The sequence below is a fragment of the Kribbella rubisoli genome, assembly GCF_004217145.1.
Taxonomy (GTDB): domain Bacteria; phylum Actinomycetota; class Actinomycetes; order Propionibacteriales; family Kribbellaceae; genus Kribbella; species Kribbella rubisoli.
In genome coordinates, this window is the sequence record NZ_SHKR01000002.1 from 67,136 (window position 1) to 79,592 (window position 12,457).

Sequence of the window (12,457 nt, forward strand, 5' to 3'; positions counted from 1 at the left end):
CTGGATTACAGACATCAGAGTGTTCGCCATCTCTTGAGAGAGGTCAAGGGAAGATCGCAGAAATTTCTGGGAGTTAGCGCTTCCTGCAGCCGCGTTCGTGCGTTACGGTTCCGGACATCCAGGAATCTGAAAGCTAGGTTTCAGACATTAGGGGCGACATGCGAGGACGTGTAGTCGGACAGCACTGGTACACGCCGTACGTGTTCATGCTGCCCGGGCTGCTGTTCTACGCCGCGATGTTCGCCTGGCCGGCCGTGATCGCGATCCAGCTGGCGTTCTCCGACTACGACATCGTCCATCCGGTCCGCTTCTCCGGGCTGGACAACTTCATCCGGCTCGGCCAGGACCCGCGTGTCTGGATCGCGCTACGCAACTCGCTGTTGTTCCTGCTGATGTTCCTGCCGCTGACCGTGATCGCGCCGCTGTTCCTGGCGATGCTGGTCAACCTGAAGCTGCGCGCGATCCAGGCGTTCCGGATGCTCTACTACCTGCCGGTGATCACGTCGATGGTCGCGGTGGCGGTCGCCTGGCGGTACGTGTTCAACCGCGAAGGCGTCGTGAACTGGCTGCTCGGCCTGTTCGGCGCCGGCCCGATCGACTTCTTGCTCGACCGGCACTGGGCGCTGCCGACCGTCGTACTGCTCGAGGCGTGGAAGAACGCCGGGTTGTTCATGATGATCTACCTGGCCGGGCTCCAGGCCGTGCCGTCCGACCAGGTCGAGGCGGCGACGATCGACGGCGCGAACGCGTGGCAGCGGCTGCTGCATGTCGTCGTACCGTCGCTGCGGCCGACGTTCGCGGTGACGCTTGTGCTGAGCATGCTCGAGGCGATGCGCGCGTTCGAGTCGGTCTACGTGCTGACCCGCGGCGGACCGCTCGACTCGACTCTCACTCTCGGCTATTACATCTGGTCGAAGGCCTTCCAGGACTACGACATGGGCTACGCGAGCGCGGTCGGCCTGCTGCTGTGGGCGATCATGATCGTCCTGGCCGGCTTCAACCTCCTGGTGACCCGACGGAGGGACGGCTGATGGCCCGCCGCTTGTACCGCACCCGGCCGCGGATCAACCTGCGCCGCGTCGGCCTCTACGTGCTTCTGATCGCGGTGGCGGCGTTGTTCATCGGGCCGTTCCTGATCCTGCTCAGCTCTGCGACCAAGCCGGCCAGCCAGGATGTGTTCGGCTTCCCGCCCGACCTGATCCCGCGGCCCCCGGTGTTCGACTGGTTCCGCGAGGCGTGGACGACGATCCCGTACGCACGGTTCCTGGTGAACTCGGTGATCTACGTCGGCATCACCGTCCCGGTGTACCTCGTGATCTCAGCGCTGACGGCGTACCCGCTGGCCAGGATCGCGTTCCGCGGCCGCGGCCTGTTCTTCATGTTGTTCCTGTCGATCATGTTCCTGCCCGGCGAGCTGATGCTGATCCCGCGGTTCCTGGTGATGAGCCAGCTCGGCCTGACCGACACGTTCGCCGCGGTGATCCTGCCGGCGGTGCTGTCGTCGCTCGGGATCTTCCTGCTCCGCCAGGCGTTCTCGCAGATCCCGGACGAGATCGTCGAGGCGGCCCGGATGGACGGCGCGAACGAGTTCGCGATCTTCTGGCGGATCTGCGTGCCGATCGTCGCGCCGACGCTGGCCGTGCTCGCGATCCTCGGCTTCGTCTCGGTCTGGAACAGCTTCATCTGGCCGCTGGTCGTGCTGACCAGCCAGTCGAAGTACCCGATCGCGCTCGGGATCGCCTACCTGAGCGGCGTCGCCGGGACCGATGTCCGCGGTCTGGCCGCCGGGACGGTGATCTCGCTGGTCCCGGTGATCTTCGTGTTCCTCCTGCTGCAGAAACGCATTCTCAACAGCATGGGCGGCGCAGTCAAAGGCTGAGCCGCCCACCGCCGCCCGCTCCCGTCCACCCTGTGAGGCCCTCATGCAACCGTTCAGCCGCCGCACGCTCATTCTCGGAACCACCGCCGGCGGAGTCGCCGCCTGGGCCGGCATCCCGGCCCTCTCGGCATCCGCCGATCCACTCGCCTACGACTCACCCGAAGCCTTCGATGTCGCGCAGGCCGGCTACCTCGCATCCGATCCGCAGGACAACGAGGCCGGCGTCTACGCCTGGGGCGAGTCCTACTTCCTGCTCAGCCTGCTCCGGATGTACGAGGCCCACCAGGACGAGCGCTACCTGCGGACGTTCGAGGACCGCGCCCACCACCTGATGAAGACCACCGACCACGCCCGTCACGTGAAGGACTACGCCGGCCGGTCCGGCAAGGTCTGGCGTACGGCGGGCAACTACACCGCGGGGCACGGCGTACTCCCTGATGGCGACGGCAAGCCCGCGATCCAGCTCCGGTGGGCCGGGAGCAGGTCGGCCGAGTCGACCGCCGAGGTCTCGAACGTTGCCGACGGCACCTTTGACCTCGTACTCCGGAACCCGGCCACCACGACCGTCGTCACGCTGCCCGGCGTCAGCCTCGATCCCGCTGCGCCGACGTACGTCGTGACCGCTGTCGACAACGCCTACACAGCGGCCCTGCGCTGGACCGCGGCCGAGCTCCGCGAGACTCCCGCAGCAGCGCCCGCACCCGCACCGGCCACGATCACCTTCCAGCCCCAGTACTACGTGTTCGCCGTACACACCGGGATGATCGCGTTCCCGCTGGCGCGCTACGCCCGGATGGTGTTGCAGTCGCCGAAGCTCCGTTCGCGCCAGAAGTTCGCGCGCGACGTCCTCGACGCGGCCACCGCAGCCGTGGCGTTCCACGATCCCGAATGGGTCTCGCGGCCGGACGGGACGGGCGACTACGTGTGGCCGAAGGGTGCGCCGATCCCGTTCGACGGGACGATCCAGCCGTACAACCAGAGCCAGGGCATCGGTCAGGTGCTGGTCGAGCTCTTCCGCGCGACCAAGCAGCCGCGCTACAAGACCCGGGTCCAGCAGATGCTCAAGGCGTACCAGCCTGCGCTCCGGCTCGTCGACGGCGCGTACGTGTGGACCTACTGGCCGCCGTACAGCGAGCTGTACGCCGGTTACCCGAAGACTGCGGGGATCTCGGAGTACACGCCGTCCTATCCGGCGTCCAAGCAGATCGAGGACCTCAGCCACGCAGCGATCAGCACCGAATTCGTGCACGCGGCGTACGACGCGGGGATCGACGGGGGAGCGGTCACCGACGTGACGATCTTCGCGAAGACGTTCACGCAGAAGCTGATCCGGTCCGCGAACGAGGTCTGGTTCCGCGTCGACGGGACCGGCGACGCCGTGCCGGCCAACGCGGTGCAGTGCGCACGATGGGGCGAGTACGCCGAACAGGATCTGCTGATCTACCAGCAGTCCTTGCGCGTGTACGACGCCGTACAGCTTGTCCCGGTGCAAGGCTCGCACGCATTGGGTATCGCATACCTGAACTGGGCGAAGAACTCTGGCTGGAGGAACAAGTGAGACTGCTCCGGATCCGCACCGACGACGGTCTGCGCGACGCCGTACTCGACGAAGACGATCGGGTTCGACCGTTGCCGGGCGCCGCCGAGCCGTTCGATCTGGACCGGCTGCGTGAGCGGGCGACTGTGGCCGAGCCGGCGGTGGACTTCGAGACGGTGATGCTCGCCGCGCCGCTGAGCCCGGGCAAGATCGTGTGCGTCGGGCTGAACTACGCGGACCACGCGGCCGAGGGCGGGCAGGAGGCGCCGGCCGAGCCGATCCTGTTCATGAAGGCCGCGGACACCGTGGTCGGAGCGCGCGACGACGTGATCATTCCGCGCGGCAGCGAGAAGACCGACTGGGAAGTCGAGCTGGGCGTTGTCATCGGTCGGAAGGCGGCCTACCTGGCCGACGAGGCCGAGGCGCTGGCTCATGTCGCCGGATATGTGCTCGCCAACGACGTGTCGGAGCGGCACTTCCAGCTCGAGCGCGGAGGCCAATGGGACAAGGGGAAGAACTCGGCGACGTTCTGCCCGCTCGGTCCGTGGATCCTGACCGCGGACGAGGTGCCGGATCCACAGGCGATCAAGCTCGGGCTGGACCTGAACGGCGAGGCGCTGCAGGACGGTTCGACGGCGAACATGATCTTCGGCGTCGCGCACCTGGTCCACTACATCTCGCAGTTCATGACGCTGTACCCGGGCGATGTGATCAGCACCGGTACGCCGGCCGGCGTCGGCGCAGGCCAGAAGCCGCCCCGCTTCCTGCGCGAAGGCGACCTACTCCGGGTCTGGGCCGACGGCCTGGGCGAACAGCACAGCCGGCTGGTTAGCGCTAACGACAGGACGTAGTCGTCTGCGTATACGACCTCGCCCGCCTGAACGCGCCGTTAGTCGGCCCAGATACCCGGACACCTCCTGTCGTTAGTGCACCAGAGCGGCGGCGATCGAGTCCGCGATCGGGGTGGTCGGGCGACCGATCAGGTGGGTGAGGTCGCTGCCGCGTCCAGCCAGGAGGCCACGCTCGATCGCGGCGTCGACGTCCACGAGGATCGGCGCGAACTGCTCGGGCAACCCGGCCCCGAGCAGGATCTGCAGGTGCGTCTCGGCCGGAACGTTGTTGTAGGCAACGTTCTTCCCGGACTGCCTGGCCAGCTCGGCGGCGTACTCCGTCAGCGTCCACGCGACGTCGCCGTTCAACTCGTAGGCCTTCTTGTCGTGCCCGTCCCCGGTCAGCACGACGGCCGCCGCGGCGGCGTAGTCCCGGCGCGCGGCCGACCCGATCCGCCCGTCGCCGGCGCTGCCGACAACACCGTGCTCCAGTTGTACGGCGATCTGGTCGGTGTAGACCTCGTTGTACCAGCCGTTGCGCAGGAGCGTGTACGGCAGCCCCGAGTCGAGGATCGCCTGCTCGGTCGCGAGGTGATCGGCCGCCAGGTCGAAGTCGGCCTCGGGTCCGCCGAGCACGCTGGTGTATGCGATCCGCGCGACGCCTGCGTCCTTCGCGATCGCGATGATCGACTCGTGCTGGTCGACCCGGTTCGGCTCGAGCCCGGAGATCAGCAGGACGGTGTCCCCGGCGCCGAACGCCTTCGCCAGCGCGGCCGGGTCGTTGTAGTCGGCGATCCGGACCTCGACGCCACGGGCCGCGATCGGGGCGGCCTTCTCGGCGTTCCGCGCGACCGCGACGACCTGGTCGGCGGGGACCCGCTGCAGCAGTTCGTCGATGACGAGGCTGCCCAGGTGGCCGGTGGCGGCGGTGACGACGATGCTCATCTGTACTCCTAGTCGTTGATGTCTGCCACCGACAGTAGGCAGCATCAGTGAGCGGATCTATGTCTATGGAGCGCGGATTTATATCCGATCGTCTTGACGGCTGCGCGTATCATCAAAGACATGGATGTGCTCGCAGATGTCGTCGATGCGATGAAGACCGGCCCTGCCACGTCCGGGCGCACCGACGTCCGGGGCCCGTGGGGACTGCGGTTCGGGCACTCGTTCGGCGCGACGTTCCACCTGGTCCTGCAGGGTACGGCGTGGTTGCTGCCGCCGGACGGCGACCCGATCCCGCTCGGACCGGGCGACGCCGTACTGCTGCCGCGCGGCGTCCAGCACACACTCGCCGACCATCCGGACTCTCCGACCGTCGACTTCGATCCGTCGGTCGAAGAGCCGCCGCACGGTCAGGGCGCCCGCGCGCTGCTGCTGTGCGGGACCTACCGGCTCGATCGCGAACGTCCCCACCCGGTGCTGAGCAAACTGCCCGACGTGGTCGTCGTGCCGGCGGATCCCGGCCGGCACCGAACGTTGCACACGGCAATCAGCATCCTGGGGGAGGAGCTCGACGCGCAGCGGCCCGGCGCGGCAGCCGTCGTCCCGGCGCTCGTGGATGCGCTGCTCGTCCTGATTCTGCGGGCCTGGTTCGAGAACAACGACTGCCCGACGGATCGCGGCTGGGCGCGGGCGCTGACCGATCCCGCGGTCGTGCAGTCGCTCGAGCTGATCCACGAGAAGCCTGGCGCCGCGTGGACGGTTGCTGATCTTGCTGCCGATGTCGGGTTGTCGCGGGCGGCGTTCGCGCGCCGGTTCACCGAGGCGGTCGGCGAGCCGCCGCTCACGTACCTGTCCCGCTGGCGGATGACGACGGCAGCACGGCTGTTGCGCGATCACAATCGCCCGCTCGCCACGGTCGCGAAGGAGATCGGCTACACCTCGGAGTTCGCGTTCGCAAAGGCGTTCAAGCGCGACTTCGGCGTACCGCCGGGGACGTATCGCAAGCAGCTCACGCCGGCCTGACGGTCAGATCCTCCGGGCGCAACGTCGCGACCAGCTCGCCACGACTGCGTACGCCGACCTTGGCGAATGCGGACTTCAGGTGGTCCTGGATCGTGTGCGGCGAGATCGACAGTCGATCCGCGATCTCGGTGGTGGTGTGCCCGGAGATGATCTCCAGGCAGATCTCCCGCTCGCGCGTGGTCAGCCCGTACGCCGCCAGCAGCATCCCGACCAGGTGATGGCCGGACGCCGGCTCGATCGTGACCACGACCTCGTCGTCGTTGTCCCCGAGCAGACGGCTGCCCTGCAAGACAACCCATCCGCCCGAGGCCGTCTGGACCCGCGCCTGGAAGGTCCCAGCCACCCGCGTGCCCGTGACTACCGCGCGGAGCAGTACGTCGAACCGCCCGGGCGCGATCTCGTTCAGCTCGTCCTGCCAGGTCTGCGCGGCCGCGGTGATCGCCCGAGGTTCGCCGTTCGGGCCGGTGACGACGATCGACGGGCCGACCCCTCCGCGGTACCCGTGCGCATCCGTCCGTACGGCGACCCGCGTCGCCGCGCCGATCACCGGCGCCACCGACCCGAGGAACTCCACCTCGCGATCGCTGAAGTCCGAGCCACTCCGCACGAACCCGGCCGCACCCCAGCAGTCGCCGTCGACAGTGAACGTGGTCCGCACCTCGTGCTCGATCCCGAGCGGCCGCCACACCTCGTTCAGCCGCCGGTGCCCGACGACTTCGCGATACGGCAGGTCGGACATCCGCGCGACCCGGCGATCGTTGCGGGCCAGTTCGGCGAACGAGTTCGGCACCGATCCGACGTACTCCGTCTCGGCCAGCCGCGGCTCGTACTCCGAGGGGATGCGGGCCTGCCCGCTGGTCATCGAACTCATCACCAGCGTGGCCGGATCCAGGCCGGCCCAGCAGGTCAGCTCGCTGCCGACGACCCGCTCGACCACCTCGATCGCGGCCGCGTGCAGTTCGACGACGCCCATCCCCGACGTCGCCAGTGCCGCGATGTCCCGGCGCGCGGCCCGCGCCCGGCCCTCCCACATGCGCTCAGTATGCGCCGCCGTACCGGGGCCGCCTATCCCGGAAATGTGGGGATCCCGGTCAGGTCCTGAGCCCAGGCGGACGGGATTTCGGCCGGCTTCACCACTTCCTACCGTCGCAGCCATGACCGAATCAGTGCATCTGAGCAACGCCGGCAGCGGGGTCGAGCACGCCGCTCCGGATGCGACCGTGACCGTCAAGATCGGCGCCGAACACACCGACGGGCAGTACGAGCTGTTCGAGGTCGACGCAGCGCGCGGCGAACCGGCTCCGCCGCGGACCGAGCCGTGCAGCAAGGCGTTCTACGTTCTGCACGGCCGGATCCTCGTCCAGGCCGGCGACCAGGGTTACGACCTCGGCCCGGGCTCGTCGATCAGCATCCCGGTCGGCACCCTCAACACCTTCACGGTCCTGACGCCGGCCGCGAAGTTCCTCACTGTCAGGGCCTTCTCATGAGTACGGCGGCGCAGGTGCTGGCGATCTTCATCGCCGTTGTGCTCGTCGGGGTGTTCGTGATGGAGGCGATCCTGTACCGGCATCCCAAGCTCTATCCGCTGTTCCTGACCAAGCGCGAGGACCTCGACGCGGTCCGGATGTGGACCGTGAACATGGGCTGGTACAACCTGTCGACCGCGGCCGCGCTGGTGATCGGCGTGATCCTCGCGGCCAACGGCCACGAGTCGGCGGGCGGGGCGCTGGTGACCTTCACCGCGGCGCAGCACACGTGCATGGCCGTCGTCCTGGTCGTGTCGGAGCGGCGGTTGTGGCTGAACGCGCTCATGGAAGGCATTCCTGCCGCGGTTTTGCTCATCCTCATGCTGTAGGAAAGTTACGAACCTTGCGCAATCATGGGCATGAAACACCGCACACACTCAAGGTTCCCGGATGGTCACCGAGCGTTCGGCTATTCCGGGGGCCTGCCGGCCTGAGTACCCGTGAAGGTGAGGCTCATGAGCCCAATCAGTCGCAGGACCCTTGTTCTCGGCGGACTCGCCGCGGCTGGTGTCGGCGCCCTCCCGGCTGCCGCCCAGTCGTCCGTGATCACCGCTACCGCCGCCGTCCCGTACCCGTTCCAGCTCGGCATCGCCTCGGGTGAGCCGGACGCGAGCAGCGTCGTACTGTGGACCCGCCTGGCCCCGTCGCCGACCAACGCCGACGGCCAGGGCGGGATGGCGAACGCCGACGTCGCCGTGGACTGGCAGGTGTCGACCACCGACACCTTCAGCACGCTGGTCGCCACCGGCACAGTCACTGCCAAGTACGCCGCCGCCCACTCGGTGCACGCCATCGCCGGCGGCCTCAATCCGGACTCCGACTACTTCTACCGATTCCGTGCCCAGGGCTACATCTCGCCCGTCGGCCGGACCCGCACCACTCCGGCCATCGGTGCCGCCGGACGCGACCTGGTGATGGCCTTCACTTCCTGCTCGCACTACGAGGAGGGCTACTTCACCGTCTACCGCCGGATGGCCGAGGAGAACCCGGGCGTCATCCTGCACCTCGGCGACTACATCTACGAGTACGGTCCGACGACGGGCCGCCCGCGTCTCCACCTCGGCAACGAGATCGTGTCGCTCGCGGACTACCGCCGCCGGTACGCGCAGTACAAGACGGACCCGGACCTGCAGGCTGCGCACGCGGTGGCGCCGTGGATCGTCGTACCTGATGACCATGAGGTGGAGAACAACTACGCCGGCACCGTGCGCGAGAACAACACGCCTGCGCTGACTGCGGCGCAGTGGACCGCGCGGCGTTCGGCGGCGTACCAGGCGTACTACGAGAACATGCCGCTGCGGCCTGCTCAGGTGAACAGCGGCAACAGCATCCAGCTGTACCGGCGGCTGCGGTGGGGGAGTCTGGCGACGTTCCACATGCTCGACACCCGGCAGTACCGCAATGACCAGGCATGTGGTGACGGCTGGAAGGTCTGCTCGGACGCCGATCTCGCCACCCGCAGTCTGCCCGGCAACCCGCAGGAGACGTGGCTGCTGGACGGTCTGGGGCAGCACCTGGGTACGTGGGACATCATCGGCCAGCAGGTGTTCTTCGCCCGCCGGTTCAACTCGACCGGTGCCAGCATGGACTCCTGGGACGGGTACCGCGCTTCGCGGGCGCGGATCCAGCAGGGCTGGGTGGATCGGTCGGTCCGCAATCCCGTCGTACTCACCGGAGATGTCCACCGGGCGTGGGCGAACGACCTCAAGGCCGACTACAACAACGCGAACTCGGCGACCATCGGCACCGAGCTCGTCACCAGCTCGGTCACCTCGAGCGGTGACGGCGACGCGACCACAGCGGTGCCGGACGCCGGGACGAACCCGTGGCTGAAGTTCTACAGCAACCGGCGCGGGTACATCCGCGCGACGGTCAGCCCGACCGAGATGCGAGCCGACTTCCGCAACGTGGCAAAGGTGTCCGAGCACGGCGCCGCTGCTGCGACCGCGAAGTCGTTCGTCATCGAAGAGGGCCGGCCCGGATTGCAGGCGGTGTGAGATGAAAACCCTTGCAGTACTGATGATTGCGGCCGTCGCTCACGTCGCTACACCGACCTGGACGACCGCCAACAGCGTGGCCACCGGCGATCAGGACAACGCGTCCGTTGCGATCAACCGGAACGGGTACGTCGCTGTGGCGTGGGAGGACGACCGCGACACCGACAACGCGACCGACAACGTCCACAGCGATATCTGGGTGCGGCTGTTCCACAACGGCACAGCTGTGTACGAGAAGAAGCTCTCCGCCGGTGGCGACAGCGGAGTGACCACCTGGCGACACCTGCACCCGGACGTCGGTCTGGACGACAACGGCAATGCAGTCGTGGTGTGGCAGGACGACCCGGACGGCAACGGGTTCTACAACATCCCGTACCGCGTCCTGAACACTGCTGGCACCGTGACAGCGACTGGCAACGCCAACACGAGCGCCACCGGCCAGCAGATCAACCCGCGGGTCGCTGTGGACCCGGATGGCGCGCCGTCCACTGCAGCAGTCGCGTTCTCTGTGGTGTGGGAGGACATCCAGACCGGTACGCCGGCCACCGTGAAGGCAGCCGGCTACACGGGACCGACCACTCGCGCCTGGGAGGTCACCGCCTCGCAGACGACCGGCCAGCACCACAACCCGGACGTGGCCGTGTCGGCGTCCGGCGACGCCGTAGTCGTCTGGGACGAGGACGGCGACGCCAACGGTGACTACAACATCGGACTGATCCGCTTGGGCCGGACCAACGGCGCCGCCAGTCTGTCCCGCCGCGTCGCCAACGCGACGACGACGGGCCAGCAGACGCACGCAGCTGTCGCAGCCAACTTCAACGGCGACTTCGCGGTCGCATGGCAATCAGGTACGGCGCTCAGCACGCGCTCGTTCGACTCAGCGGGCACGGCCCGCTATGCCGACGTACAGGCAACGGCTGCGGGCACTGCGCCGTCGATCGGGATCGACGACCAAGCGCAGACCGTGGTGGGCTGGACGGTCCAGGCCACTGATCTCGATGTGTGGATCCGTGGCTTCGGGACGGACGGCACCGACACGGGACGACTGTCACCGCAGCAGCTCAGCTCGGCAACCGCCGGTCGGCAGGAGCAGATGACGGTTGCGGTCTCGCCGTACGCCGAAGTTGCTGTGGCCTACACCGACGACAACGACGGCAACACCTACGACCAGGTCATCCTGGGCACCGGGATCTCCAACAACAGTTGGTGATTCAGTTGACCGCGAACCACAGGATCGCGGCCAGCACGACCTCGACCCAGAAGTAGAACCAGATCGGATAGAAGGCGGCCGGCCGGTCGAACACCCGACCGACCAACCGGCCGGCCGCCATCCCCGCCAGCGCAACCGCGACCGCGATCACCGCGCCGCGGCGGATCCCGTCGTCGATTACCGCGACGACGAGCAGTGCGGCGACGGCCAGCCCGAATCCGCCGTACACGGCCCGTACTTCGCTGCGCGCGTGCGGCCCGCTGATCTGGATCCCGAACGGCCGCACCAATGCGGCGGGTGCGGCGAGTCCGTAGATCCCCATGCCGGCGAAGAAGACAGCAACGACGATGATCCCGATCACTTGCCGAAGGCTACTTCAGTTGGTGGTTGGGGTGATGGTGGCGAGTACTGCGTCGGCAGAGGTCACCACCTGGAGGCTGGTGATGTCCCGCAGCGGGATCGACGTACTGGCTGGCACCTGTGCCTGGTCGCGGCCGTTCGCAGCCCACCAGCCGGCTGTCTCGGTGGTGCCGTTGCGACTGCGAACGACGAGCATGCAGTGCTCGTACGGCTGCAGGTCCTTCATCTTCAGCTGGATGTCCGTACCCCAGCCGTGACTGGTCAGCTTGGCAGTCGTGTCTATGCCGCCGACTCCGTCCGTCGCAGTCCACGTAGCCGACGCCGGAGCAGACATCAGACCCCAGCCGACCACACCGCTAACCATGGCTGCCGACGCGGCCGCCAGCACCCAGCGCCGACGCCTTGGCCGCCTCTTCTTTGTGAGCATCAGTGGTGCAGGCTCTGGTTCCTCCGTCTCGATGTCTTCGACCGGTATGGCGTGCAGGAGGCCGGGGAGGTGGGCGAACTGCAGCAGCGTCTCGCGGCAGGTCGCACAGGTCGCGAGGTGCTCCTCGGTCGCACGACGTTCGGACGTCTCCAGCGCACCGAGGACGTAGGCACCGATCGACATCGACTCCGGGCACGTCATGAGCCGGTCACTCCCCGTTCCTCCAGCGCCGCACGGAGGGCGTGCAGCGCGTAGTAGCTCCGCGACTTCACCGTCCCCGGCGGTACGCCGAGGACCGCCGCCGCCTCGTTGACGGTCCGCCGCTTGTAGAACAGCTCCACGATCACCTGCCGGTGGTCGTGGCTCAGCCCGCGCATGACATCGATCACCTGCCAAACCTGCAGCACGTGATCGATGTCGTCGCCGAGCGCCGCGAACTCACGATCGTCGATCGGTACTTCGGTCACCCGGGCCGCCTGCTTGCGGTGACCGGAGATCACCAGGTTGCGGGCGACCGTGAACAGCCAGCGGCCGGCCCGGTCCGGGTCCAGTTCCGACGCGTGCGTCCAGGCCCGCGCCATAGTCTCCTGCACGATGTCCTCGGCGTACTGACGGTCGCCGCCCACCGAGCGCAGGACATAGCTGTAGAGCGGCCGCCGGTACCTGTCGTACAACGCGCGGATCACCGTGTCGTCATCCACACCTCGGAACTACGCACAGGAGCCG

General features: G+C 67.7%; 14 protein-coding genes. 9 read left to right on the forward strand and 5 right to left on the reverse strand.

The window, feature by feature from the left end:
- Nucleotides 1-158 precede the first annotated feature (158 nt).
- The 4 genes from EV645_RS01275 to EV645_RS01285 are packed head-to-tail and all read left to right on the forward strand — an operon-like array spanning nucleotide 159 to nucleotide 4,267.
- Nucleotides 159-1,031: a carbohydrate ABC transporter permease gene (locus EV645_RS01275; RefSeq protein WP_130438844.1), complete on the forward strand. Its 873-nt coding sequence runs from the start codon at nucleotides 159-161 to the stop codon at nucleotides 1,029-1,031.
- Nucleotides 1,031-1,879 carry a carbohydrate ABC transporter permease gene (locus tag EV645_RS01280; protein ID WP_130438846.1) on the forward strand — a complete coding sequence of 283 codons (849 nt, stop codon included), beginning with the start codon at nucleotides 1,031-1,033 and terminating at the stop codon, nucleotides 1,877-1,879. The genes EV645_RS01275 and EV645_RS01280 overlap by 1 nt, the downstream gene beginning before the upstream one ends.
- Before the next feature lie 43 nt (nucleotides 1,880-1,922).
- Nucleotides 1,923-3,437: a hypothetical protein gene (locus EV645_RS42090; protein WP_198681407.1), complete on the forward strand. Its 1,515-nt coding sequence runs from the start codon at nucleotides 1,923-1,925 to the stop codon at nucleotides 3,435-3,437.
- Nucleotides 3,434-4,267 carry a fumarylacetoacetate hydrolase family protein gene (locus tag EV645_RS01285; protein ID WP_198681408.1) on the forward strand — a complete coding sequence of 278 codons (834 nt, stop codon included), beginning with the start codon at nucleotides 3,434-3,436 and terminating at the stop codon, nucleotides 4,265-4,267. Before EV645_RS42090 ends, EV645_RS01285 begins: the two co-directional genes overlap by 4 nt.
- 72 nt (nucleotides 4,268-4,339) lie before the next feature.
- Here EV645_RS01285 and EV645_RS01290 read toward each other — a convergent pair whose 3' ends face one another.
- On the reverse strand, nucleotides 4,340-5,191 hold the full coding sequence (locus EV645_RS01290; RefSeq protein WP_130438850.1) for an SDR family oxidoreductase: 852 nt from the start codon (nucleotides 5,189-5,191) through the stop codon (nucleotides 4,340-4,342).
- A gap of 120 nt (nucleotides 5,192-5,311) precedes the next feature.
- Between EV645_RS01290 and EV645_RS01295 the strand changes: the two genes are divergently transcribed.
- Entirely contained in the window at nucleotides 5,312-6,211 is a 900-nt protein-coding gene (locus EV645_RS01295; protein WP_130438852.1) for an AraC family transcriptional regulator, read from the forward strand.
- On the opposite strand, the gene EV645_RS01300 is transcribed toward EV645_RS01295, so the two are convergent.
- A complete protein-coding gene (locus tag EV645_RS01300) occupies nucleotides 6,198-7,244 on the reverse strand; it encodes a helix-turn-helix transcriptional regulator (RefSeq protein WP_130438854.1) in 1,047 nt (348 codons plus the stop codon). The genes EV645_RS01295 and EV645_RS01300 overlap by 14 nt on opposite strands.
- Nucleotides 7,245-7,365: 121 nt before the next feature.
- Here EV645_RS01300 and EV645_RS01305 point away from each other — a divergent pair, with 121 nt between their 5' ends.
- From EV645_RS01305 to EV645_RS01320, 4 genes are all read left to right on the forward strand, one after another.
- Nucleotides 7,366-7,698, forward strand: a complete 333-nt coding sequence (locus EV645_RS01305) for a cupin domain-containing protein (RefSeq protein WP_130438856.1) — start codon at nucleotides 7,366-7,368, stop codon at nucleotides 7,696-7,698.
- Nucleotides 7,695-8,066, forward strand: a complete 372-nt coding sequence (locus EV645_RS01310; protein ID WP_130438858.1) for a DUF1304 family protein — start codon at nucleotides 7,695-7,697, stop codon at nucleotides 8,064-8,066. The genes EV645_RS01305 and EV645_RS01310 overlap by 4 nt, the downstream gene beginning before the upstream one ends.
- 126 nt (nucleotides 8,067-8,192) lie before the next feature.
- Complete coding sequence (locus EV645_RS01315) at nucleotides 8,193-9,734, forward strand: alkaline phosphatase D family protein (protein WP_130438860.1); 1,542 nt, start codon at nucleotides 8,193-8,195, stop codon at nucleotides 9,732-9,734.
- 1 nt (nucleotide 9,735) lies between these two features.
- Complete coding sequence (locus EV645_RS01320; protein WP_130438862.1) at nucleotides 9,736-10,944, forward strand: hypothetical protein; 1,209 nt, start codon at nucleotides 9,736-9,738, stop codon at nucleotides 10,942-10,944.
- A gap of 1 nt (nucleotide 10,945) precedes the next feature.
- On the opposite strand, the gene EV645_RS01325 is transcribed toward EV645_RS01320, so the two are convergent.
- The 3 genes from EV645_RS01325 to EV645_RS01335 are packed head-to-tail and all read right to left on the reverse strand — an operon-like array spanning nucleotide 10,946 to nucleotide 12,432.
- Nucleotides 10,946-11,305 (reverse strand): DUF4345 domain-containing protein, encoded by a 360-nt coding sequence (locus EV645_RS01325; protein WP_242000135.1) that lies wholly within the window; start codon nucleotides 11,303-11,305, stop codon nucleotides 10,946-10,948.
- 15 nt (nucleotides 11,306-11,320) lie between these two features.
- Entirely contained in the window at nucleotides 11,321-11,932 is a 612-nt protein-coding gene (locus EV645_RS01330) for an anti-sigma factor family protein (RefSeq protein WP_130438864.1), read from the reverse strand.
- Entirely contained in the window at nucleotides 11,929-12,432 is a 504-nt protein-coding gene (locus tag EV645_RS01335) for a sigma-70 family RNA polymerase sigma factor (protein WP_130438866.1), read from the reverse strand. The genes EV645_RS01330 and EV645_RS01335 overlap by 4 nt, the downstream gene beginning before the upstream one ends.
- Nucleotides 12,433-12,457: the final 25 nt, after the last annotated feature.